Source organism: Kitasatospora sp. NPDC040550, from assembly GCF_055594965.1.
In genome coordinates, this window is record NZ_JBVIWC010000016.1 from 96348 (window position 1) to 119039 (window position 22692).

General features: G+C 71.0%; 28 protein-coding genes. 5 read left to right on the forward strand and 23 right to left on the reverse strand.

Annotated elements, in window-relative coordinates; genetic code table 11:
• Positions 1-6: 6 nt before the first annotated feature.
• From ACZ58X_RS23565 to ACZ58X_RS23645, 17 genes are all read right to left on the reverse strand, one after another.
• Positions 7-1569, reverse strand: a complete 1563-nt coding sequence (locus ACZ58X_RS23565) for a cytochrome ubiquinol oxidase subunit I (protein WP_470335581.1) — start codon at positions 1567-1569, stop codon at positions 7-9.
• A 387-nt stretch (positions 1570-1956) separates the two neighbouring features.
• Entirely contained in the window at positions 1957-3327 is a 1371-nt protein-coding gene (locus ACZ58X_RS23570) for an oxygenase MpaB family protein (protein ID WP_470335582.1), read from the reverse strand.
• The gene (locus tag ACZ58X_RS23575) at positions 3320-3901 is read right to left on the reverse strand and encodes a Uma2 family endonuclease (protein ID WP_470335583.1); all 582 of its coding nucleotides are present in this window, start codon (positions 3899-3901) and stop codon (positions 3320-3322) included. The genes ACZ58X_RS23570 and ACZ58X_RS23575 overlap by 8 nt, the downstream gene beginning before the upstream one ends.
• 266 nt (positions 3902-4167) lie before the next feature.
• Positions 4168-4305 carry an LAETG motif-containing sortase-dependent surface protein gene (locus tag ACZ58X_RS23580; RefSeq protein ID WP_470335668.1) on the reverse strand — a complete coding sequence of 46 codons (138 nt, stop codon included), beginning with the start codon at positions 4303-4305 and terminating at the stop codon, positions 4168-4170.
• Positions 4302-5813: a sensor histidine kinase gene (locus tag ACZ58X_RS23585; protein WP_470335584.1), complete on the reverse strand. Its 1512-nt coding sequence runs from the start codon at positions 5811-5813 to the stop codon at positions 4302-4304. The genes ACZ58X_RS23580 and ACZ58X_RS23585 overlap by 4 nt, the downstream gene beginning before the upstream one ends.
• Positions 5814-5825: 12 nt before the next feature.
• Positions 5826-6614: a response regulator transcription factor gene (locus tag ACZ58X_RS23590; RefSeq protein WP_375895337.1), complete on the reverse strand. Its 789-nt coding sequence runs from the start codon at positions 6612-6614 to the stop codon at positions 5826-5828.
• 240 nt (positions 6615-6854) lie between these two features.
• Positions 6855-7331 (reverse strand): carboxymuconolactone decarboxylase family protein, encoded by a 477-nt coding sequence (locus tag ACZ58X_RS23595; protein ID WP_470335585.1) that lies wholly within the window; start codon positions 7329-7331, stop codon positions 6855-6857.
• 93 nt (positions 7332-7424) lie between these two features.
• Positions 7425-8204: a GbsR/MarR family transcriptional regulator gene (locus ACZ58X_RS23600; protein WP_470335586.1), complete on the reverse strand. Its 780-nt coding sequence runs from the start codon at positions 8202-8204 to the stop codon at positions 7425-7427.
• 433 nt (positions 8205-8637) lie between these two features.
• Positions 8638-9084: a DUF3995 domain-containing protein gene (locus ACZ58X_RS23605; RefSeq protein ID WP_470335587.1), complete on the reverse strand. Its 447-nt coding sequence runs from the start codon at positions 9082-9084 to the stop codon at positions 8638-8640.
• Between the two features lie 314 nt (positions 9085-9398).
• Positions 9399-10487, reverse strand: a complete 1089-nt coding sequence (locus ACZ58X_RS23610; protein WP_470335588.1) for a protein-L-isoaspartate O-methyltransferase family protein — start codon at positions 10485-10487, stop codon at positions 9399-9401.
• Between the two features lie 8 nt (positions 10488-10495).
• Positions 10496-10648 carry a hypothetical protein gene (locus ACZ58X_RS23615; RefSeq protein ID WP_470335589.1) on the reverse strand — a complete coding sequence of 51 codons (153 nt, stop codon included), beginning with the start codon at positions 10646-10648 and terminating at the stop codon, positions 10496-10498.
• Positions 10649-10739: 91 nt separating this feature from the next.
• The gene (locus ACZ58X_RS23620) at positions 10740-11588 is read right to left on the reverse strand and encodes a Scr1 family TA system antitoxin-like transcriptional regulator (RefSeq protein WP_470335590.1); all 849 of its coding nucleotides are present in this window, start codon (positions 11586-11588) and stop codon (positions 10740-10742) included.
• A complete protein-coding gene (locus ACZ58X_RS23625) occupies positions 11585-12100 on the reverse strand; it encodes a DUF6879 family protein (RefSeq protein WP_470335591.1) in 516 nt (171 codons plus the stop codon). The genes ACZ58X_RS23620 and ACZ58X_RS23625 overlap by 4 nt, the downstream gene beginning before the upstream one ends.
• Entirely contained in the window at positions 12084-12437 is a 354-nt protein-coding gene (locus ACZ58X_RS23630) for a hypothetical protein (RefSeq protein WP_470335592.1), read from the reverse strand. The genes ACZ58X_RS23625 and ACZ58X_RS23630 overlap by 17 nt, the downstream gene beginning before the upstream one ends.
• A 277-nt stretch (positions 12438-12714) precedes the next feature.
• Positions 12715-13137 carry a hypothetical protein gene (locus ACZ58X_RS23635; RefSeq protein WP_470335593.1) on the reverse strand — a complete coding sequence of 141 codons (423 nt, stop codon included), beginning with the start codon at positions 13135-13137 and terminating at the stop codon, positions 12715-12717.
• Between the two features lie 123 nt (positions 13138-13260).
• A complete protein-coding gene (locus ACZ58X_RS23640; RefSeq protein ID WP_470335594.1) occupies positions 13261-13461 on the reverse strand; it encodes a DUF397 domain-containing protein in 201 nt (66 codons plus the stop codon).
• On the reverse strand, positions 13454-14314 hold the full coding sequence (locus ACZ58X_RS23645) for a helix-turn-helix domain-containing protein (RefSeq protein WP_470335595.1): 861 nt from the start codon (positions 14312-14314) through the stop codon (positions 13454-13456). The genes ACZ58X_RS23640 and ACZ58X_RS23645 overlap by 8 nt, the downstream gene beginning before the upstream one ends.
• A gap of 294 nt (positions 14315-14608) precedes the next feature.
• Here ACZ58X_RS23645 and ACZ58X_RS23650 point away from each other — a divergent pair, with 294 nt between their 5' ends.
• The 3 genes from ACZ58X_RS23650 to ACZ58X_RS23660 are packed head-to-tail and all read left to right on the forward strand — an operon-like array spanning position 14609 to position 15338.
• Complete coding sequence (locus ACZ58X_RS23650; protein WP_470335596.1) at positions 14609-14971, forward strand: ATP-binding protein; 363 nt, start codon at positions 14609-14611, stop codon at positions 14969-14971.
• Complete coding sequence (locus ACZ58X_RS23655; protein ID WP_470335597.1) at positions 14968-15219, forward strand: hypothetical protein; 252 nt, start codon at positions 14968-14970, stop codon at positions 15217-15219. The genes ACZ58X_RS23650 and ACZ58X_RS23655 overlap by 4 nt, the downstream gene beginning before the upstream one ends.
• Positions 15216-15338, forward strand: a complete 123-nt coding sequence (locus ACZ58X_RS23660; RefSeq protein WP_470335598.1) for a hypothetical protein — start codon at positions 15216-15218, stop codon at positions 15336-15338. The genes ACZ58X_RS23655 and ACZ58X_RS23660 overlap by 4 nt, the downstream gene beginning before the upstream one ends.
• Before the next feature lie 55 nt (positions 15339-15393).
• Here the strand turns inward: ACZ58X_RS23660 and ACZ58X_RS23665 are convergent, their stop codons facing one another.
• On the reverse strand, positions 15394-15864 hold the full coding sequence (locus ACZ58X_RS23665) for an NUDIX domain-containing protein (RefSeq protein WP_470335599.1): 471 nt from the start codon (positions 15862-15864) through the stop codon (positions 15394-15396).
• Between the two features lie 3 nt (positions 15865-15867).
• Entirely contained in the window at positions 15868-16611 is a 744-nt protein-coding gene (locus tag ACZ58X_RS23670) for a helix-turn-helix domain-containing protein (RefSeq protein ID WP_470335600.1), read from the reverse strand.
• Between the two features lie 246 nt (positions 16612-16857).
• Between ACZ58X_RS23670 and ACZ58X_RS23675 the strand changes: the two genes are divergently transcribed.
• Positions 16858-17007, forward strand: a complete 150-nt coding sequence (locus ACZ58X_RS23675; protein WP_199922064.1) for a hypothetical protein — start codon at positions 16858-16860, stop codon at positions 17005-17007.
• Positions 17004-18182, forward strand: coding sequence for a methyltransferase domain-containing protein (locus tag ACZ58X_RS23680; RefSeq protein WP_470335601.1), 1179 nt, complete (start codon positions 17004-17006; stop codon positions 18180-18182). Before ACZ58X_RS23675 ends, ACZ58X_RS23680 begins: the two co-directional genes overlap by 4 nt.
• Positions 18183-18426: 244 nt before the next feature.
• On the opposite strand, the gene ACZ58X_RS23685 is transcribed toward ACZ58X_RS23680, so the two are convergent.
• The 4 genes from ACZ58X_RS23685 to ACZ58X_RS23700 are packed head-to-tail and all read right to left on the reverse strand — an operon-like array spanning position 18427 to position 22484.
• A complete protein-coding gene (locus ACZ58X_RS23685; RefSeq protein WP_470335602.1) occupies positions 18427-19068 on the reverse strand; it encodes a hypothetical protein in 642 nt (213 codons plus the stop codon).
• A gap of 13 nt (positions 19069-19081) precedes the next feature.
• Complete coding sequence (locus ACZ58X_RS23690) at positions 19082-20293, reverse strand: ABC transporter permease (RefSeq protein ID WP_470335603.1); 1212 nt, start codon at positions 20291-20293, stop codon at positions 19082-19084.
• Entirely contained in the window at positions 20290-21093 is an 804-nt protein-coding gene (locus ACZ58X_RS23695; protein WP_470335604.1) for an ABC transporter ATP-binding protein, read from the reverse strand. The genes ACZ58X_RS23690 and ACZ58X_RS23695 overlap by 4 nt, the downstream gene beginning before the upstream one ends.
• Before the next feature lie 2 nt (positions 21094-21095).
• The gene (locus ACZ58X_RS23700; RefSeq protein WP_470335605.1) at positions 21096-22484 is read right to left on the reverse strand and encodes an efflux RND transporter periplasmic adaptor subunit; all 1389 of its coding nucleotides are present in this window, start codon (positions 22482-22484) and stop codon (positions 21096-21098) included.
• Positions 22485-22692 lie beyond the last annotated feature (208 nt).

Below are 22692 nucleotides of genomic sequence, written 5' to 3' on the forward strand. Positions count from 1 at the left end.
TGCGCGTCAGTACGCGAAGGCGAGCGGCTTGTCGGCGTCCTCGTCCGCGGACGGGCCGCGCAGCGTCGGGTCCTTGGCCGGGGGCTGCTCGGTCACCACCGGGCCGGCCTTGGCGTACTTGACCAGCAGCCGGACCTCGACGACGGCGAGGATCGCGTACAGCGTGGTGAAGGTGGCCAGGGCGCCGATCTGGGTGCCGACGCCCACGTTCGGGGAGACGGCGCTCGCGGTGGTCATCAGGCCGAAGACGGCCCAGGGCTGGCGGCCCATCTCGGTGAAGATCCAGCCGAAGCTGTTGGCGATCAGCGGGAAGCCCATGGTCAGGATGCCGATCCGCCAGCTCCACTTGGTGAGCAGCGGGCCCATCTCCCGGGACGGGGTGAGCATCAGCCGGGGCACCTCGGTGTCGCCGGTGCGGAACTCGGGGCGCAGCAGGAACCTCCGGCGGGTGGTCCAGAGGCCGATCAGGGCGGCGACGAAGGAGGTCATCCCGAAGCCGATCATGAACCGGAAGCCCCAGTACGTCACGAAGACGCTCGGGATGTAGTCCTTGGGGTCGCCGCCGTGCGCGGCGGCCTCGGCGGCCGCGGTGTCGTTGATGCCGGGCACCGAGGAGCTGAAATCGCTGTGGGCGAGGAAGGAGAGTATCCCGGGGATCTCCAGCTCGACCGAGTTGTGGCCCTTGCTGACGTCGCCGACCGCGAAGATCGAGAACGGCGCGGGCGACTGGGTGTCCCAGAGCGCCTCGGCGGCGGCCATCTTCATCGGCTGCTGCTCGAACATGACCTTGCCGAGGGTGTCGCCGCTGAGCGCGGTGCCGGCGCCGAAGACCACGGCGAGGACCAGGCCGAGCCGCAGCGAGGTGCGCATCACGGCGGTCTTCTTGGGGTCGACGCCCTCGGCCCCTCCGCTCTTGGCGAGCAGCCGCTTGGCCTTCCAGAGGTGGAAGGAGGAGATGCCGACCATGAACGCGGCGCCGGTGAGGAAGGCGGCGGTCAGGGTGTGGAAGACGACGGTGAGGGTGGTGTTCTGGAACAGCACCGCCGCGATGTCGGTGAGCTGCGCCTTGCCGGTGGCCGGGTCGATCGCGTAGCCGACCGGGTGCTGCATCCAGGAGTTGGCGGCCAGGATGAAGTAGGCGGAGAGCACGGTGCCCAGGGCCACCATCCACATGCAGGCGCAGTGGATCTTCTTCGGCAGCTTGTCCCAGCCGAAGATCCACAGGCCGATGAAGGTGGACTCGAAGAAGAAGGCGATCAGCGCCTCCATCGCGAGCGGGGCGCCGAAGACGTCACCGACGAAGCGGGAGTAGTCGGACCAGTTCATGCCGAACTGGAATTCCTGGACGATTCCGGTGACGACGCCCATCGCGATGTTGATGAGGAAGAGCTTTCCCCAGAACTTGGTCGCGTGGAAGTACTTCTCCTTGTTCGTACGCACCCAGGCGGTCTCCAGCCCGGCCACGATCGCGGCCAGGCTGATGGTGAGCGGTACGAAGAGGAAGTGGTAGACGGTGGTGACTCCGAATTGCCATCGCGCGATCGTCTCGTGAGCGATTGCCAGTTCCACGTCGCCCTCTCTCCCAACCGGCCCTTTTTCAGGGCGTGTTCCGGACAAACTTCATCTATAGCCGTAGACCGTCGCACAACCGTGCAAGCTTGTCCGCTTGTGAACGTGAACACGTTCACAAGCACAGTATCCACCATCCTTACGGGGGAACCGCAGGTGGGGTGGGGTTGACACCCGTGTGCGGTGCGTCACGGTTTGCGAAGACGGTGCGCACAGTCTGCGGACCGACCGGGGCCGGGGCAACGAACGAGCGGGCGGACGGCGCGTCGCTCTTGGCCGAACCGGCGCTTGACAGCCGCACGCCCCGCTCGCGGTGGCGAGCGGGGCGTGCTAAGCGCTGAGCGCTTGCTCGGTCACGGCCGGCCCTCGGTCACGGCCGGCCCTCGGCTACGGACGGCCGAGGAGCTGGGCGCCCGAGGTCGAGTCGGCCCGGGCGGTGAAGAACTCGGTGAAGCCCCCCACGAACTCCTCCACCGTGATCCGCCCGTCCCCGTCCGTGTCCAACTGGCGGAAACCGTGCGACAGCTCGGCCGGGTGCACCCGCGGGCCGCCGAACACCGCGCGGTACTCGTCGAACTCCAGGAAGCCGCTGCCGTCGGTGTCGGCCGCCGTGAACACCGCCCGCAGCGCGGGCAGCAGCCCCTGCTCCAGGTACGCGTCATCCCGGTCGCAGCCCGCCAGGGTCGCCGCCACGAACTCCTCGCGGCTCACCTCGCCGTTCCCGTCGGCGTCCATCGCCGCCCGCAGCTGCTCCCACCACCCGTCGAAGGCCGCGTACACCCGGGCCTCCGCGGCCTCGTCCAACTCCAGCTGCCAGCACACGTTGTGGGCCATCGCCCGCAGGTCGTGCACGGTGATCACGCCGTCCCCGGTCTGGTCGAGCACCTCGCGGAAGAACCGGTCCACCCGGGAGCCCCGCGCGTCCCGGCGCTGCGGCCGCAGCCGGCGCGGCGGGGCCGCCTGCTCCTCCGCGGAGCGGTAGCGCATCCGCTCCGGGAGGCGCGGCACGACGGCCCCGGCGCCACGGTGCAGCAGCACCGACAGCAGGGCGCCCCGCCGGGTCCGGACCAGGCCGAGCCGCTCCCGTACGACCGGCGGCAGGTCGGCCACCGTGAGCTCGCGGATCGCCGCGGCGACGACGACCCGCAGCACCCGCCACCCGGCGTCCCCGAGGAACCACAGCCGGCGCGGGCGGGGCGCCTCGCGCAGGACGTCCTCCAGGAGGTAGCGGGCCGCCTCGGTGAACTCCAGCTTCTCGGCGGCGTACCGGGCGAAGTAGCCGGGCAAGTCGGCCGCGGTCTTCGGGAGTTCCTCCGCCGGCAGCTCGAAGGCCGCGATCGCCTCCCCGAACTCCCGATAGGCCAGCTCCAGTTGGTCGGCGTCGTACGGGTCGCCGCCGAGCCGCCGCATGGCGGCCACGCACTCGAACAGCGTCAGCAGCACCCACACCCTGGTCGCCGCGTCCCGGGCGTCGTACGCCCGGCCGTCCGGCATCTCGCCGCGGATCCGCTTGTGCGCCCGGTTCAGCCGGGCGACCTCCCGGCGCAGCGCCTCCGCGTCCTGGTAGAACAGCCGCCGCCCGCTCCCCAGGGTGTGCTCGATCCGCCGCCACGGGTGCGCCCGGTAGGTCGAGTGCTCGTGCATCCCCGCCCCCACCACCGGGTCCGCCGCCTGGAGGATCAGCAACCGCCAGGCGACGAGGGCGATCCGCCACTCGGAGAGGTCCCGCTTGAAGGAGACGGACGTCTGGTCAACCACGGGGCTCTCCGGTGATGTCGGGGCCGATCACGAAGCCCTTGGCGGGGCCCTCCGGGATCACGGCCTCCTTGCTGTACGGGACACGGACCGACGAGGCGTACTCCCGGCGGCCGGGGTCAGGGCTGGTCAGGACGGTCACGACGCCGCCCTCGTCGTAGTCGTCGATGATCACGTACACCGGAATACCGGCACGGGCGTACGCGCGACGTTTGAGGACGTGGTCGCGCTTGCGTGCCTCGGCGCCCGGCGAAACGGTCTCGACCACCATCGGCACACCCGAAGCCAGCACCCCCAAGCCCTCCGGATGCTCGATCTCGTCGACGTCCTCGGGCGCCACGAAGACGTCCGGGATGAACACCTTCAGATCGGCAATCACGTTGCCGTCCTGCGCCGGCCCGTAGCCGGTGCCGCTCAGAAAGTCGTGGAGAGCCCTGCCCAGCCGCCTGTTGACAGTGAAATGACGAGCTCCGCCAGTGGGTGACAAGGTGATCGTCCCCTCGATGACCTCCGCGCGGAAGCCCTCGGGCACATCCATGGACTTCCACGCTTGCCACAGCACCTGGTCCAGGTTCACGACGGCCACCTCGGTAACTGACGCGCTCACGAGACACCTCTTTTCCCGTCCAGTGTGATCAGCCCGTGCGAGCCCGCACAAGCGACGGCTGCACGGTCGCACACGACCGGGGGGCCGAGCGGGTGAACGCCTTCCGGTTCACCCGAACGGGGCGTTTGGGGTGTGGAAACGCGAAACCGCAGGGCGGGCCGAGGAGGGGGCCTGCCCTGCGGTTCGGGGTGCGGCGGATTCGCGGCCTCCTCCCGAGCGGGCGCGAACCGGGTGGGTCAGGAGGTGGGGCGGGTGCCCTTGCGGCGCGAGACGTGGAGGGCGGCGGCGCCGAGGCCGATGGCGGTGGCCGCGCCGAGGGCGAGGTACGGGGTGGCCGGGTCGGAGCCGGTCTCGACGAGTCGACGAGGACTCAGGAGACGCGGTCGCCGTTGGTGGGCAGTTCGACCCGGAAGGTGGCGCCGGCGCCCGGGGCGGTGTCCAGGGTGAGGGTGCCGCCGTGGGCGCGGGTGAGGGCGGTGGCGATGGCGAGGCCGAGTCCGCCGCCGCCGCCGTTGTCGCGGCTGCGGGAGGCGTCGACCCGGTAGAAGCGGTCGAAGACCCGCTGGGCCTGCTCCTCGGTGAGGCCCGGCCCGGCGTCGGCGACCTCCAGCAGGCAGACCCCGTCGGCGCCGCCGCCGACCCCGATCCGCACCGGGGTGCCGGGCGGGGTGTGCTTGACGGCGTTGCCGACCAGGTTGGTGACCACCTGCCGCAGCCGCGCCTCGTCGCCGAGGACGGGGGCCGCGCCGGGCGCGCCGGTGCCGGCCGGGCCGGTGAGGGCGACGGGGCGGCTGGGGTCGAGCGCGGTGAGGTCGTGCAGGGCGTCGGCGGCGAGGGTGCGCAGGTCCATCGGGGCCAGGTCGAGCGGGCGTTCCTCGTCGAGCCGGGCGAGCACCAGCAGGTCCTCGACCAGGGTCCCCATCCGGACGGCCTCGCTCTCGATCCGGCTCATCGTCCGGGTGACGTCCGCCCCGGTGGGCAGCGCGCCCATCCGGTACAGCTCGGCGAAGCCGCGGATGCCGGCCAGCGGGGTGCGCAGTTCGTGCGAGGCGTCGGCGACGAAGCGCCGCATCCGGGCCTCGGACTCGGCACGGGCCGCGAAGGCCGCCTCGATCTGGGTGAGCATGCCGTTGAGCGCGACGGACAGCCGTCCGACCTCGGTGCCGGGGGAGAGTTCCGGCATCCGGTGCGAGAGTTCGCCGGCCGCGATCCGCGCGGCGCCCTCCTCGATCCGCCGCAGCGGCCGCAGTCCGGCCCGGACGGCGAAGAAGCCGAGCCCGGCGATGAGCAGCAGGACGCCGCCGCCGATGGCCAGGAAGGAGGTGCCGAGGCGGGCGGTGGTGGCGTCGACGTCCTCGCGGGAGACGGCGACCATGACGTAGGTCGGGGTGCTGACCGGGGAGGCGAACACGCCGGGCCCGGGGGTCGGCGTGCGCGGGGCCTGGATCGGCAGCACCAGGACCCGCCAGCTGTGGTGGCCGCGCTGGTCGGGCAGGTCGAAGGGGGAGTCCGGGGCGGTCTGGGTCGGGTCCAGGCCGCCGAGTTGGGGAGCCGGGTCGCTGTCCGAGACGGGCTGGCGGAGCGAGTTCTGGACCTTGCCGTCCGGGGACAGCCACTGCACCAGGTACTGGCTGGGCAGGCTGATCCGGCGCCCCGAGACGACCGGCTTGCTGCTGCCCGGGGTGCTCACCTGCATCGGCGCCTTGCGGGACAACGGCACGCCGTAGCGCTGGAGTTGCTCGTCCAGCTGCTCCACCAGCTGGGCCCGGACGGCGCCCAGCACGAAGGTGTCGCTGACCACGAGCCCGGTGGTCACCAGCACGAGGGCGAGGACCAGGAGCCGGGCGCGCAGCGACAACCGGGAGGTGAAGCGGGTGAACACGGGCGGGACCGGTCAGCCCTGCGGGGGGCGGCGCAGCGCGTAGCCGATGCCGCGCACGGTGTGGATCAGCTTGGGGCCGTGCGCCGGGCCGGAGTCGAGCTTGCGGCGCAGGTAGGAGATGTACGACTCGACGATGGAGAGGTCGCCGCCGAAGTCGTAGGCCCAGACGTGGTCGAGGATCTGCGCCTTGGACACCACCCGGCCGACGTTGGCCATCAGGTAGTGCAGCAGCTTGAACTCGGTCGGGGAGAGCGCGACCGGGGTGCCGGCCCTGGTCACCTCGTGGGCGACCGGGTCGAGGCTGAGGTCGGCCACCAGCAGGCGCCCGTCCTCGGCGGGGCCGCCGGCCCGGCGCAGGATCGCCCGGATCCGGGCGATCAGCTCCTCCAGGCTGAACGGCTTGGTGACGTAGTCGTCCGCGCCCGCGGCCAGGCCCTGCACCTTGTCGCCGACGCCGTCCTTGGCGGTGAGGAACAGCACCGGCAGGTGGTCGCCGGGGTGCCCGTGCGCGGGCCCGGCTATCTGGCCCCGGTTGGTGCGCTCGCGCAGCTTCTCGACGACGGTGAAGCCGTCGAGGTCGGGCAGCATCACGTCGAGGACCACCAGGTCCGGACGTTCGACGGCGATCAGTTCCAGCGCTTCCGTCCCGCTCGCGGCGGAGGCGACCCGGAATCCGGAGAAGCGCAGCGAGGCCGCGAGCAGTTCTCGGATGTTCGGCTCGTCGTCCACGACGAGGAGGAAGGCCTCGCCCTGGCCCCCGGCCACGGCGGGGCCGCCCGGTGTGGTGACAGTGCCTTGCACGGGGGTTTCGCCTCCCGGTCGGACGATGACGTTCAGCATGAGGCTAGCCCCCGGAGGCTACGCGGCATGGATGAATGTTGGATTAACACCTTAACGGTCGGTTTTACGGCGACAAGCCCCCCGGGGCGGGGCTCGGTGGTGTGCGTACGGGCCGGTCACGCCCCCGCCCGCCCGCAGCGGCCCCGGAGGACGGCGGGCGGCCGGACGGAGTGCCGTCCGACCGCCCGCCGCCGTCCCCGCTCAGTGCTGGGCGAACTGGCCCGGCCGGTAGTCGCCGGCGGGCTGGCGGATCATGACGTTGCCCCGGTTGAAGGCGTTGATCAGCGCGATGACGCAGACCAGCGCCGCGAGCTGCTCCTCGTCGTAGTGCTTCGCCGCGTTCGCCCACGCCTCGTCCGTCACCCCGCCCCCGTCGGCCAGCCGGCTGCCCTGCTCCGCCAGCTCCAGGGCGGCCCGCTCGGCGTCGGTGAAGACGGTGGCCTCGCGCCAGGCCGCCACCAGGTTCAGCCTGGTCGCCTCCTCGCCCGCGTGCACGGCGTCCTTGAAGTGCATGTCGACGCAGAACCCGCAGCCGTTGATCTGGCTGGCCCGCAGCCGCACCAGCTCCTGGGTCGCGTACGGCAGCGTCGAGTCGGCGATCGGCTGGTTCGCGGCGATCAGGTGCTTGTAGACCTTGGTCATGACCGGGTTGGCGAAGGCGTTCAGTCGGGCTTCCACGGTGTGCTCCCTCGGGTTCGGTGCTTCGTGCCGTTGTCGCCCTCTAGGACCGGACGGCCGGGCGCCGTGTGACACCCCGGGGAGTGACCCGCGTCACGCCTGTCGTTCCCCGGCGTGCTCCGCGGCCTCCGCAGCCTCGGCGGCCTCTGCTGCTTCCCCGCCCAGCGGCTTCGCGTGCAGCACCTCCCGGCCCTGCTCGGCGGCGCGGGCGATCGACTCGGAGACGAAGTCCAGGAAGCGGGCGATGTTCTCCAGCCGGTTGCCCGCCGGGGTCCCGCCGCCGAGGATGCCGACGCCCTCCCGGGCGGTGTCGACGAGCTGGGCGGTGGCCTGGGCGCTGACCATCATCGAGCGGTACCAGATGTCGTCGTCCACGAAGTAGCGCTCGCGGCGCCGTTCGTCGCGCTCCCGGGTGACCATGCCCTGGCTCTCCAGGAAGGCGATCGACTTGGAGATGGTCGCCGGGCTGACCTGGAGGCGCTCGACCAGCTCGGCGGCGGTGAGGCTGCCCGCGTCGGTGATGTAGAGGCAGGCCAGCACCCGGGACGTCATCCGGGGCATGCCGGACTGCATCAGGACGGCGGTGAACACCTCCTCGTACGCGTGCACGGCCTCGGCGTCCCGGCCGTGCGGCTGCGGGGTGGTGCTCGGCCCCTGGGGCGCGGGCTGCCGCCGGCGCTGGGCGCGGTGTCCGGTGGCGCGGTGGGCGAGGTCGGCGCGGTAGGTGGCGGGGCCGCCGTTGCGCATCACCTCGCGGGTGACGGTCGAGGTCGGCCGGTCGAGCCGCCTGGCGATCTCCGCGTAGGCGAGGCCGTCGGCCAGTCCCAGCGCGATCTGCTGGCGTTCCTGCTGGGTGAGCCTGCCGCCCGGCATCGCGGTCTCCTCGGGGGATCGGTGGTCTCTGCGCTCTCTCCGCCCAAGATAGCGTCCACCGTCAATCCATTGCAACGAAAGGCGGCCCGGCCCGTTGCATCACCGGCGGGTCTATGGCGATGGCCTGCGGCAATCTAGCTGCGAAAATAGGATTCTCGTGCTACGAGACCATGAGCAGAAGGATGAACGCAACGTAGCTTTTCCTACGTCAGAAACCAAGGGGCCAAGAGTGGTCCCCCGGCGGCGGCACCCGGCCGGCGGACCCGGGACGACATGGCCCCGGAGCCCGGCGAGCTGACGATCGGAAAGGTGTCGGACTCCTGGGAACGGCTCCAGGCCCTGCTGGCCGACCCGGACCGCGCCGTCGGCCACCACCTGGTGTGGCTCGCCGAGGTCCTGCGCGCCATCGGCCCGGAGCACCCGGCGCAACCCCTCAGCCCCGGCGACGGGCGAACGCGGCGAGGCCGAACAGCAGCCCGCCGGCCAGGAAGAAGGGCTCGTAGAGTAGCGTCGCGAACCGGCCCATCGCGTCGAAGTCGGCCGTCGTCCGGGAGCCGGTGGCGAGCGCCAGCCAGTCCGGCACGGACGGCAGCGAGTGCACCAGCAGGACGGCCGTGATGCCCCACAGCGCGACCCCGAGCAGTCGGGCCGACAGCCGCCCGCCCCACGGCCGGACGATCGCCAGCGCCGGCACCGCCGCGACGGCACACCCCGGGATCGCGAGGATGTCGATGACCAGCAACGGGGTGTTCCCGGTGACCGACAGCCCGGACGGCAGGCCGATCCGACCCCCGAACAGCCAGTAGAGGTGGACGAGGGAGAACGCGGCGGCCCAGCCGGCGGCGGCGTAGGCGGCGGGGCGGAGGACGGTCGTCTTCATGCCCCCACGGTCCCGGCACGCGGGCCGCCGCCGCATCGTCCCGGCGGCCCGGCCCCCTCCCCCTGCCAGGGGAGGCGGCCGCACCCCGGTCGTCCGTCATGCCCGCCCGTCCTCGTGACGGACGATGCCGGTCGTGCCGACCGTGAACTCGAGCGCCAGAACCAGGGCATCCGCCACGGCATCGGCCCCTGATGGCCCGACAGAGCCTCGATGCGATCTTCTGCACACACGCGCCCTTCATCCAGCGGGCCGGCCGCAGCGCGCGCGGCCGGCCCGTGAACCCCTTCGTGAGCAGTCGGCCCGCCCGATCGGGATCAGTGCAGGACGTTGCCCGGCTCGTCCAACCACGGGTGGTGTTCGCCGGACACGGTCACGGTCATGCCCAGCCGGGTGAGGTCGGGCTTGCCGTGACGGACCCACCAGCCGTGCGCCGCCGTGACCTCGTCCCAGATACTCCGCGGGCCGGACTGCGACACGGCGTGCGGGCCGGCCCAGTCGGCGAAGCGGCAGTGGGCATAGGAGGTGCCGTCCCAGACCTCTGCCCGGCCGGTGCCGAACCGGTCGTAGCCGGCCCATACGTCCTGGCGGAACAGGTCCGGCATCAGCAGCCCGATCGCGAACGCGGCATGGGTGTGCTCGGCCACGGCCGCCGGGTCGATCCCGGATGCACCGCGCCGGATGTCCCCGATGTCGAACTCGCCGCTGTCGGGGCGCTGGTCGCGCACCCACATGAACGAGACGTCCTCGACGAACCGGCCGCTGGCCGACCGCCCGTCCTCCGCCACCGTGAGCCGCAGCAACGCGCCGTTGCAGAACGGCGTGCCGTACGGCACCAGGATGACCCCGCCGGGGGCCGTCTGGTCGATGATCGCCGACGGAAGCCGCTGGACGGCCGCAGTGAAGTGCACCCGGTCGAACGGGGCGCCCTCGGGATGGCCGAGTGTGCCGTCACCGGCGATCACCGTGAGCCGCAGGCCGGCGGCATGCAGCCGGTGCCGGGCCCGGCGTGCGAGGTCCGGATCCAGCTCGACGCTGGTCACGTTCTCCGCGCCGACCTGGCGGGACAGCAGGCCCGCTGTCCAGCCGGTGCCGGTGCCCACCTCCAGGACCCGCATGCCCTCGCCCACGTCCAGGTGCCGGAGCATCTGCGCGACCACCGTGGGCATGGAACTGGACGACGACGGAGTGTCCGTCCCGTCGTAGACCTGCGTCACGAGAGCCAGATCCGAGGCGACCAACTCAACCCATTGATCGGGCTGTTCCGCGCGATCGACCCACCCTCCCCCGTGCAGCACCCGGTCCGGCGTGAACAGCTCACGCGGGGTGGTGCGGAACGTCTTCTCCCAGGCCGCCGACAGCGCTCCGGACTCCCGGAGCGCGTCGGTCAGTTCGTCCCACGTCATGACGCCCCCTACGGCTTCGCCGGCTTGGGCAGATTCTTGGGCGGGGCGTCCCGCTGTCCGTCGTGCGGCGCGGTGTCCGGCTTGCCGGAGTGCCCGCCGCCGCTGCCCCCACCGGCCTTACCCGGGCCGTCCCCGCCCGATCCTCCGCCGTGCTTTCCCATCTGCATTCCCTCCTGCGGATGAACTCTCCGACCGGCAAGGAGCAGGTTACGAGACTTCCGGGCAGCCGTTCACCGATATTCCCGATACTGACTAAAGATCTCGGGATTCCCCCCGACAACGCCCCGCCCATTCGCGCAGCTGGACCCGGGCGGGGTCACCGAACAGCGCACAGGCCTCGAACGCCGCGAAGATCTCACGATAGTGCAGTAGGTCTCGCGAATCCCGGAACACCATCCGCCCAGTGAACGACTCCATGGTGACGAGGCGGTCGTCGTACATCGTGAACGTGTTCATCGGGCCACGGGCGAGGGGTGTTCCGGACGGGATCACGCCGATCCGAACCGCCCGAAGACGGGAAAGCGACACCAGACGGTCCATTTGAACAGCCATTGCCAGGGGTGGAATCAGAGCCCAGTTCACCGCCTGTTCCGTCAGCAGGAAAGTGAACGACTTCGATTCGTCATGGAGCGTCATTTGGCGCTCCAGCTTCCGACTCGTGACGACCGCCTTGTCGCCCGGAGAATGACTCAGGCTCGCCCGGATGTACTCGGGCGTCGCCAGCAAGCCGGTGATCATCGTCGGCAGGAAGTACCGCAGCTCCGTCGCGTCTCTCTCCAGCGACAGCAGCTCGGACTGACGCTTCTCGACGCCCCGTCGCCAGGAAGCACGCTTGCCCTGCCACTCGGTGTTCGCGGTACGCGCCAGCGCGGAAACCTCCTGGAGGACGGCGGCAGGCACGTCGAGCGCCCTGAGGATGAGCTCCACGTCGACCAGGCTCGGAGTCACCTTTCCGGTCTCGATCTTGCTGACCTTGCTCTGGGACATGCCACAACGCACCGAAAGCCGGTCTCCGGTGAGACCGGCCTCCAGCCGGAGCCTTCTCAGGGTTTCGGCCAGATCAGACTTCGATCTGCCGAGCTGGTCGGGTTCGAGGATCACCCATGCTCTCTCAGGTACTCGGCGAAGGACACGGAATGCTCGAGGGCGTTTTCCTTCCACGCCTGGTACGGTCGCATGTCGCCGGTGACCAGCTCCCGATTGATCTGGGTCCCGTCCGGACGGAAATTGAGGTGGACCACCGAGGATTCGTCGAACAGCCACCAGTCGCGGTCCGGCAGCCCGAAATCCCGGTCCGTCGCATCCAGGATTCGAATGTCCTCACCCGCCTCGATGTTCCCGGGGATCCCCCAAGCGAACTGGTACCGCTGGTAATCCGTCAGGGGATGACGGACCACCCGGACCCGCCCGATCGCACGCCCCGAAGAGACGAAGCCGCGCACGCGTCGGTGCCACGCGGTGTTGTGATCGACCGGCTTCGGCTCCCCGCGGAGGAAGCGGGAGAGGCTCTCGGCCTCCTTGGGCATCGTGTAGGTGGGCTGTACTTCGAGGCGGAACGCTTCACGCCGGTACCGGTCGAAGTGCGCCCGCCACTGCTCACCATCCAAGAGCACGGACGGCCTCCTCCAGGACCTGCCGCGGGATCTCGACGGCAGACTCCCCGACCGGAACCTTCAGGCCCGCGAAGTGGTCGCCCTGGACCACGAAGGTCTCACGGTCGGTGGCGTACACATTGGGGCAGTCATCGTCATCACAGGTCGGGCCGTCGAACTTGCCGGTGAGCCTCGTCAGTTGCGGTTGCTCGGCCATACTGACCCCTCTCAGGTCGGGCACTTCCCCATCTGCTGCCGACGACGCTAGGGCGGCCCGCCGACCCCTGTCCACGCCGCACCGCAGATATTCCCGACCTGGAATTGAGGATCTTTCCCAGCGGTCGAAGCGTTCGAGCATCGAGCGAAGAGTCGACACAGGAATTCGGCCGGGCCGACTTCCAGTGCAAGGCGGCGGGTGGCGTCGCGAGACCACCGGAGCCCCTGCATGGCTGACCACTGATCGGAGCTCTGACGCCCCGGGTGCGGGTCAGCCGACGGGGCGTTGCATCAGGACGGCGTCGATCCAGCGGCCGTACTTGTCGCCGCCGGCGGTGAGGCGGCCGGCGGCGGTGAAGCCGAAGCAGCGCAGGAAGGGCAGCCCCAGGGTGGTGAGGTCCCCGCGCGGGGCTCGGGGGTCACGGCTTGGGGAAGGCGGTGGCCATGGCCTTGGTGCGGGTGAGGAAGGCGATGGGCAGGACCGCCAGGGCGGAGAGGCCCTGGAGGACGGCGTACCAGGGCGGGCAGATGCCGGGGATGAGGTCGACGGCGATGACGGCGATCGGCATCACGGTGGAGATGGTCCGGATCCGGTCGAAGGCCTTGTAGTCGCCGCCGGCCGCGCGGGCGGTGATCCGCAGGAGCACCGGGGCGAGGGCGGGGAAGATGATCCCGCGGATCCACATGAACGGGGTGCTCGCGTGCCCGGTGGCCGCCATCACGGCGACGGTCGCGAGGGTGATCACACCGATCGCACCGAAGAGCGTGAGGCACTTCTTCGCGGTCGAAAAGGCCTCGTCGGTACCGGAGTTGCCGAGGTTCGCGGTCGCCGTGGTCGCCATTGTTCTGTCCTCCGTGTCGTGGTGAGAACGAATCTACGGAGACGGCGGAAGACGCGACACGGGTCTGGCCCCACACCTGGGGTGGGGCTGGACCCACCCCAGGTGCCCGCCGGAACGATTCGCTCAGGGCTGGGTGGCGAGGTGGTCGAACTCGCCGGCCTTGGCGCCCTGGAGGAAGTCGGCGAATCCGAGGCGGGTGGTGCGGACTATGACCTTGCCCTCGTCGGACTCGCGGAGTTCGACCACCTCTTCAAGCGCCCGCACTTCCACGCAGTTGTTGTTCGCTTCACTGAAACTGGACTTCTGCCACTCGGTGCTATTCATGCCTGTCGTTCATTTCCTTCATGATCGAGCGAATGTGATCCCGTGACCCGCTCTCCGGGAGCGCGACGGCTTCGAGGCGCTCCAGGAGTGCGCGGTAGCCCGCCAGCTGGGCTGGTGAGTCGAAGATGTGGGAGCCGTGCGACGAGTCGGCCTGGACCGTGTCGAGCTCTGGCACCGGCCCCTCCGCATAGAGCAGGTTCTCACTGGGGCCGGGGAAGTCGGCCGTCGCGAAGGGCACGACGCGCAGTGAGACGCCCGGCCGTTCGGAGTCCCGGATGAGGCATTCGAGCTGCTCCCTGAGTACCGCGGGCCCGCCGTACTGGATGCGCAACGCCGCTTCGTGGACGAGTGCCGTGTACGGAGTCTCGCCCGACCGGATGACCTGCTGCCTCCGTAGCCGGAACTTCACTCTGCGATCGACCTCCCGCTCGGGGAGAGGGGTGAACCCTGTCGCGAACACCGCAGTCGCGTACGAGTTCGTCTGGAGCAGTCCCGGGATGATGCCGATGGTGAAGCTCTTGAGCCTCTTCGCGCGTCCTTCGATCTCCGCCACATCGATCGGAGCCGCTGCGAGTGCCGCTCGATACTCATCCCACCAGGCCGAGTCCCGCTCCCTGGCCATCTCGGCGAGCGCTTCGACCAGCGGTGCGTTGGCGCACATGCAGGCTTCCGCGATCTCGTGCAGGCGAGCCACGCTGACGGCCGACTTACCGTTCTCCATCTGTGTCACCAAAGCGGGCGTCACCCCGAGCAGGTGGGCGAGGTGGCTGCCGCCGAAGCCGGCCTGCTCGCGCATGCGTCGCAGCTCGGCACCGAGCCGACGCTGACGAAGGGTCGGGGTTCGGTTGGCCATGGCGTCCTCTCTGTGGGTGCAGGCGCCAGTCTGCCGCGCGGCACGGGCGGGTTGCCACCGGGGCCGGTACACGATCGAGGGAACGCTCTCGCGATCGGCTTAACTTTAAGAGTAGATGGGCTATCGTCGTTCACAGCTCGATCCGACTGATCGTCAGTAATGCCTGCATCCAGGGCAGTAGGCGCCTGCTGCCCTCCGCGCGCCGCAGAGCAGCCGCCGCCCCGGCCTGGCTCACGGCGACGACCGTCGTCCCCTCCCCTCCTCTCCCCACACCACAGCCTCACGGAGGTTCCCGTGTGCACCCGTAACACCCCCTCGCTCGCGCTCGCCCGGCAGGCCCTGCGGGACGCCCTGGCCCGTAGCGGCTGGGACGCCGACGCCATCCACGACGCCGAACTCGCCCTCGCCGAGCTCATCTCCAACGCCTCGCGGCACGGCGGCACCGCCGCGCCCGTCGTCTGGTTCTCCCTCCTCGGCCGCACCCTCCACGTCTCCGTCGCCGACGAGAGCGACGCCCTCCCCCAGCCCCGCACCCCCACCGGCCTCGCCGAGACCGGCCGGGGCCTCCAGCTCGTCGAGGGCCTCACCCACCGCTGGGGCGTCGACCCCCAGAAGTACGGCAAGAGCACCTGGTACGAGCTGGACGCCGCCTCGTGACCCGCGACCCCGTCGCCCCCGACGACCCCCGGATGCGCGACTACACCGAACCCCAGATCACCACCCTCCTCGGCGAGTTGCACCGCCGCGGCCTCCCACACGGCCTCCTCTGGGGCTCCGCCGCCCCCGGCGACACCACCCTCGACGGCCGCATCCTGATCGACTTCGGCAACGCCCCCGTCAGCACCCTCCTCAACCTCCTCCACCTCCTCCGCGACCTGGAGCGCGACCAGGCCTGGCACCGGTGAAGTACTTCGTCGCCGCGACCCTCCTCACCCTCCTCGCCCTCGCCATCACCACCGTCGCCCTCGGTGTCCTCGCCACCCTCCGGATGCGACCCCCCGAGGACGGCGACGAGCAGCACTGAACGCGCGAAGGCCCTCGCCCCCAGGGATGGGGCGAGGGCCTCGCGGGTGCTGCTGTCAGCCGAGGTGGGGGATCGCCCTGTGCTCCAGGAAGTGTTGAAGCCGGAGGCGCTGGGTGTGGTGCATCGGCAACCCCTCGAGGTCGCTCGGGGCGACGAACCGAAGGTCGGTGGACTCGTCCGAGATCCGCAGCTCACCACCCGTGATGCGCGCGGTGAAGCAGACGTTGAACTGCTGCCGGACCTCGCCGTCCGAGTACGCGATCACGTGCCGGGGGTCGGTGTACGTGCCGACGAGCCCGGTGATCTCGACGTCGAGGCCGGTCTCCTCGCGAACCTCCCGGACGGCCGTACCCGGCAGCGATTCGCCGAGATCCATGGTTCCGCCCGGCAGTGCGTACAGGCCGTTGTCGGTGCGCCGCTGGAGCAGGATGCGCCCTTCGGGATCCGTCACCACCGCGGATGCCGCCACGACCAGCCGGTTCGGCTCGGGGGCGTCGGGATCGTCGTAGTACTCGGTCCGTGCCACGGATCAGCTCTCCTCTACCGGTCGGGCGGTGTTCCATACCGCATCGAAGCTCGAAGCGTAGGTGTCGAACAGCGTTCCTGCACCTGCCCGTCGAAGGTGCCAAACGGGCGCTCCGAAGGCGTTCACGCCCCATACGTGGGCGTTCACCAGCAACTGGTCGTCAGCCTGGTAGAGGCTGTTGTAGAGCGTGGTTCCGTGCGTGCGGATCTCGACGCCGGGCGTGCCGATGAGCGGCCGGTAGTGCATGAGGGCCAGCCGGCACCGGGACTCGATGCCGTGGCCGAACTTCTCCTCCTCCCCGCGCTGCCTCACGTTTTCGCTCTCGGGATTGCCGATGGCGATCCGGACCGTGCAGCCCGCAACGGCGCGCTCCCGAAGCAGATCGTTGAGGCGTGGGTAGGCCTCGTGCAGGAAGACAGCGGCGTAGACCAGCACATCAATGCGCTCTGCAGCCTTCTTCAGAAGGTCAATGATGACGGACACCGGCAGGTCGGCCCGCTGCTCGTACAGGGCCACCAGCTCCGGGCTTATCGCCCGCGCGGCACGTGGCTGCCGCAGGCTCGGCCACAGTGCGAACATGTCTTCTCCCAGTACTTCGGCGGCCGCACGGGCCGTCCCCAATCTGGGCGTCCGGCTCTGATTGGCCCAGCGCTCAACCGACTTGGCGTCGACGCCGGCCTTGTCCGCCAGGGCGGCACAGGTCCAACCGCCCGACGCCATAACGGCTTTCAACCTCTCGTTCGGCATCTCGCTCGTCTCCCCGCAAAGTCCGGACCTTTGTAGGGACGTTCTACCGCCTGAGGGACGTTCTGACGTGTCCTTCGTACGAGGTTTCACCGTCCCGGGTGGTGCCGCAAATTGGTGACAGCTCGGCGGAAGGAGGCCGGTGGCCGCGAAGGCACAGGCCCTGCCCCGCCTGGGGAAGGCGCTGGACAGGTAGCACCACCCATCGGACGGCCGTCCGTTGGGTTCAACAAGCACGGAGGTACCGAGATGGGCAAGCGCGGCGGCGGGTCCGGCGACGGCAAGGGCGGCGGGCAGCAGGACGACAGCAACAAGGGCGCCGGGCACGGCGGCGGTGGGTCCGACGAGGGTGGCAACACCTCGGACGGCTCCTCCCCGGCGGGCGGCAGCGGCAAGTGACCAGCGGGACGCACAAGGAGGCGGGCCCACAGGGGCTCGCCTCCGCGCTGGTGGCCGGCGGCGCGCTCAGCTCGGACTGGCTTCCCTCCTTCAAGGCCGTACCCCGCGAGCTGTTCGTCCCGGACCGCATCTGGCCGGGCATCGCGGACGGCACCCGGCAGAACCCCGTGGTGTACCGGTCGCAGGACCCGGAGGGGTGGCGGCGGGCGGTCTACTCGGACATCCCGCTGACCACACAGTGGGACGACGGGGACCACGAAGGGGACGGACTCGGCACGACCCCGACCTCATCCAACTCCATGCCCACCATGGTGTTCTCGATGCTCCAGGATCTCGACGTACGCCCCGGCAACCGGGTGCTGGAGGTCGGCGCCGGCACCGGCTGGAACGCGGGCCTACTGGCCCACCGCCTGGGCAGCCCCAACGTCGTGACCGTCGAGTACGACCCTGACGTCGCCCGAGGCGCCCGCGCGAACCTGGACCTGGCCGGACTCGCGCCGACCGTCGTCGAGGGCGACGGACGGCACGGTTGGCCGGACGGCGCCCCCTACGACCGGATCATCGCCACCTGCTCGCTGCTGCGGATCCCGGCGGCATGGCTGGCCCAGTCCGCGCCCGGCGGGATCATCGTGGCGCCGTTCGGCACCGAGTACGGCGGCGAGCAGATCGTCCGGCTGACCGTCGACGCCGACGGCACCAGCGCGAGCGGCCGGTTCACCCGGAGCTCGGCGTTCATGCGGCTGCGCCAACAGCGCACTGACCGGCCGCCGTTCGAGGACTATCTGCGCGGAAAGCCGTGGCCGGCCGATGCAGTGAGAAGCAGCACCGAGCTGCCTCCGCCCGACACCGGCGGATGGTTCGAGCAGTTCGTCATCGGTGTGGCCGTCCCCGGCGCGTTCTGGCGCGCGGAGCGCTACGACGACGGTGCCTACACGCTCTGGCTCTACAGCCGGGACACCCAATCCTGGGCCTCCGTCGACTACCAGCGGGGCCACACCGAGTACGAGGTGTACCAGTCCGGCCCGCGCAACCTCTGGGACGAGGTGGAGGCCGCCTGGCGCTGGTGGGACGACCAGGGCCGACCCGGCTTCGACCGTTTCGGCCTCACCGTCACCCCGGCCGCTCACGCCGTGTGGCTCGACTCCCCGGAGAACCCGCTGCCGCTCCGGGGCTGACCTCCGTCGCGGCGAGGCCCGCCCACAGCCGGATCGGACCGGTTGCCTCGCGCAGGAAGTCGGGTGGGCCGACTTCCTGCGCGATTCACGCGTGCGCAGGTGTGGCAAGCGACCGTCGCGAAGAGCCGGCGGGCCGGATGGCGGACTGCACGCAGTGCTCTGCTGCCGCGGTTCAGGCCCGCGGCAGCGCTTCGCCCCGCTGGATGGGTCCAGCGGGGCGAAGCGATCGTCCGACGGTTCCGGGTCAGCCGCCGGACGGGCTCTTGGGCGCGCCTCCACCGAAGCCACCGCCGCCACCACCACCGCCGCCGAAGCCGCCCGTCGCGGCGCCTTCGACGAGCTGGGTGGCGTTGTACCCGCCGCTGGAGTCGGGCGTCCCGACCACGGTCACGCTCTGGCCGGGCTGGAGGTCGGCGACCTTGCCCTGCTTGTTGAGCTGGACCTTGGTCGAGTCCCCGGTCGTCACCTTGATCGTGTTGCCGCTGGCGTCGGTCAGGTACACCGTCGAGCCGTCGACGGCCTTGACCGTGCCGCGCGCGAAGCCGCCCTGACCACCGCCCTGCCCGCCCTGACCTCCCTGGCCCTGTCCCTGGCCGCCCCGGCGCCCGCCGCCCTGGCCGCCGCCCTGCCCGTAGCCGCCCGCCGCCGAGCCGGCCGCCGGGCCCACCGCCGAAGCGGCCCGCGCCGAGGGCTTGGCACCGCTGGAACCGCCCTGCCCCTGCTGGTACCAGACCCCGCCCGCGAACGCCCCCGTGGCGATCACGCCGCCCGCGAGGACGAGCGACAGCCAGGGCAGCTTCCGCCGCGGCGGCGCCGCCAGCTCCGCGCTCACGTCCCGCGCGTCCGGCGGGGTGGCCAGCAGGGCGACCTGTTCGTCGTGCTCCATCGAAGAAGTGCTCCTACTCGTGCCGGAGGGCGTCGATCGGCCGCAGCGAGGCGGCCCGGTTGGCGGGGTAGCTGCCGAAGAACAGTCCGATGGCGACGGCGATGCCGAAGGCGCCCAGTACGGACTCGGGGATGACCACCGGCTTGATGCCGACGATGCTGAAATGCGAGCCGACGATCCCCGCCGCCACGCCCAGCCCGGCCCCGATCACCGACAGCAGTGTCGATTCGGTGAGGAACTGCCCGAGGATGACGGCCCGCGGGGCGCCGAGCGCCTTGCGGATGCCGATCTCCCTGGTCCGCTCGGTCACCGTCACCAGCATGATGTTGGTGATCCCGATCCCGCCGACCAGCAGCGAGATCGCCGCCACCGCGCCGAGCAGCACGGTGAAGGTCTTGGTGGTGCTCTCCCGCGCGGTGAGCAGCGACGCCTGGTTGGTGATCCGGAAGTCGGCCTTGGTCGGGTCGGTGATCGCGTGCGTCCCGAGCAGCACCCGGGTGATCTCCGACTGCGCCGCCGTCGTCGTGTCGGCGGACGAGGCCTGCACCAGGATCTGGTTGACCGCCCCGAAGCCGGTGAACGCGTTCTGCACGGTCGGCAGCGGCGCGATCACCACGTCGTCCGGGTCGGTGAACCCGCTGCCGCCCTTGGCGGCCAGCACGCCCACCACCGTGAACGGCGTCCCGCCGAGCACGATCTTCTTCCCGACCGGGTCCTCGGCGTCGAACAGCTGCTTGGCGGTCGTGGCGCCGAGCACCGCGACCTTGCGCGAGCCGAGCACGTCGTCGGCGGTGAAGTAGTCGCCGTGCGCGACCTTCTGGTTGGAGGTCTCGAAGTACGCGGGGTAGGTGCCCACGACCGAGCCCGGGCTGTACGAGATGTTCCCGTACAGCGCCGTCGCGCTCGTCGTGACCACCGGCGCGACGGACTTGATCGCCGACGAGTCGGTGTCGCCCGCCAGCGCCTTTGCGTCGGCGACCGTCAGCTTCTTCACCGAGGAGGTGGCCCGCGAGCCACCGGCCGCCGAACCGGCGCTGACCGTCAGGGAGTTGGTGCCGAGCGAGGTGATCGAGTCCTTCACCGCCTGGGAGGAGCCGTTGCCGACCGCCAGCAGCAGGATCACCGAGGCGACACCGATCAGCACTCCGAGCATGGTGAGCGCGGAGCGCACCTTGTTGGCGGCCAGGCCGCCGACCGCGAAGCGGATCGTCTGCCAGAGGATCACGCCGGCACCCCCGTCCGGTGCAGGGCGGGCGGCGGCCCGTCGACCGGCGCCTGCCGGACGTCGCTGACGATCTGCCCGTCGACCAGGCGCAGCACCCGCTTGGCGTGCTGGGCGACCTCGTCCTCGTGGGTGATCAGCACGACCGTACGGCCGGTGGCGTTGAGCCCGTCGATCAGGCCCAGCACCTCCTCCGTGGAGCGGCTGTCCAGGTTGCCGGTGGGTTCGTCGGCGAGCAGCATCGCGGGCGCCGTGACCAGTGCCCGGGCCACCGCGACGCGCTGCTGCTGGCCGCCGGAGAGCTGGTTGGGCTTGTGCCCGGCCCGCTCGCCGAGGCCGACCAGGGACAGCGCGGCCATCGCCCGCCGGCGGCGCTCCGCCGCCCGGACGCCCGCGTAGGCGAGCGGCAGCTCGACCTGGGCGAGGGCGGTGGTGCGCGGCACCAGGTTGAAGGACTGGAAGACGAAGCCGATCTTGCGGTTGCGGACCAGCGCGAGCTGCTGCTCGTCGAGGTGGCCGACGTCGGTGCCGTCCAGCAGGTAGCGGCCGGAGGTGGGGATGTCGAGGCAGCCGAGGATGTTCATCAGGGTGGACTTGCCGGAGCCCGAACTGCCCATCACGGCGACGTAGTCGCCCTGTTCGATGTCCAGGTCGACGCCGGCCGGCTCGTCCGTCCCGGGCCGGGACGGGCCGCGCAGGGCGTGCACGGTGGCGTCGCCGTGCCCGTACGACTTGGTGAGCCGGCTGATCCGGATCACCGGCACGGGTTTCGCGGGGACGCGCTTGTCGATGACGTGCTGCATGCTCAGCCCTTACCGCCGCGGCCGCCGCCACCGGCGCCACCGGCACCGCCGCCGGCGCCACCCGGGATGCCGACCGCGCCGCCGTTGCCGCCCCGGCCACCGCCGCCACCGCCGCCGCCCAGGCCCGGGAAGGAGCCGTTCGGGAAGCCGTTGGTGCCGCTGGTGGTGGGGAGTTGGACCTTGTCGCCCTCCTTGAGGCCGGAGACCACCTGCACGGTGCTGTCGCCCTCGACGCCCACGCCGACGTCGACCCGCTCGGTGGCCCCGCCCTCGTGCACCACCGTGGCGGTCCGCGAGGTGCCGGTGCCGGACAGCGCCGAGGTCGGCAGCGAGAGCGCGTTGTCCGCCTCGCCGGTGATCACCTGGACGGTCGCGCTGAGGCCGGTGCGCAGCGTGCTGGTGTCGCCGTTGAGCTGCAGGGTGGCCGCGTACTGGACGGCGGAGCCACCGGCCGCGCCCCCGGAGGAGGAGCTCGACGGCAGCGAACTGACCGACAGGACGGTCGCGTTGAGCTTGGTGTCGGACTGGGCGTTCAGCGTGACGGTGGCGGCCTCGCCCTTCTTCAACTTGAGCGAGTCCAGCTCGGAGAAGTTGGCGGTGACCTGCATCCCGGTCGGGTTGGTCAGCACGATGAAGCCGCTGGGAGAGCCGGAACTCGCGCTGCTGCCGGTGGACTTGGTGGCGGAGGAGGACGAGCCGGAGGCCGTGGCGCCCACCGTGTCCCCGACCTTCGCCGAGACCGAGGCGACGGTGCCGTCCACCGAGGCGGTGAGCGTCGTCCCGGCCAGCGCCGCCTGGGCGTTGGTGAGGGTGGTCTGCGCGGTGGCGACCTGCTGCTGGGCCTGGGCGACGGCCGCGTCGTCGACCTTGGTGGTGGTGATGGTGGTGGTCTGCGGGGCGGGCGTACTGCTCCCGCCCGCCCCGCGACCCCCACCGGAACCGCTGCCGCCGCTCGCCGGGGGTGTGGCCCCGGGCAGCGGCTCGGTGGTCGTCGTGGTGACGCCCGCCTGGGCCTTGGTGAGGTTGGCGTTCGCCGTGGTGAGCGCGGCCTGGGCGGCGTCCACCTGCTGCTGGGCCGCCGTGGTGTCGACCGTCGCCAGCACCTGGCCCTTCTTGACGGCGTCGCCGACCGCGACCTTGACGGCGGTGAGCCGCCCGCCCGTGGCGAAGTCCTGGGCGGCGTCGGTCGGGGAGGCCAGGGTGCCGGTTCCGGACACCGTGGCCAGGACCGTTCCCTTGGTGACGGTCGCGGTACGGGCGACCGGCTTGGCGGCGGCCGTGCCGCCGCTGCCGTCGAGCGTGGCGTAGACCAGGGCCGCACCGCCCAGCAGGGCCACGCCGAGCGCGGAGTTGACGAGGACGGCACCGCGCCGCCGTGGGAGCACCTTCATGGCGGACAGCTTCGCCGGGTGCTCTTGCGCTGCCCTGAGCGGCGGCTGGGAGAAGACTGACCGGCCGGATCCGGACATCCCTCCTATATCCACCAGCCCGTGTCGGCGGCTTGGGTGGGGCGTGGGCGATCGTTGGCCGAACTCCCAGCGCTCTCCCAGCAATCCCCGGCCATCCGGGAGGGCTTCCTCAGACACCCCTCAGGCCGGC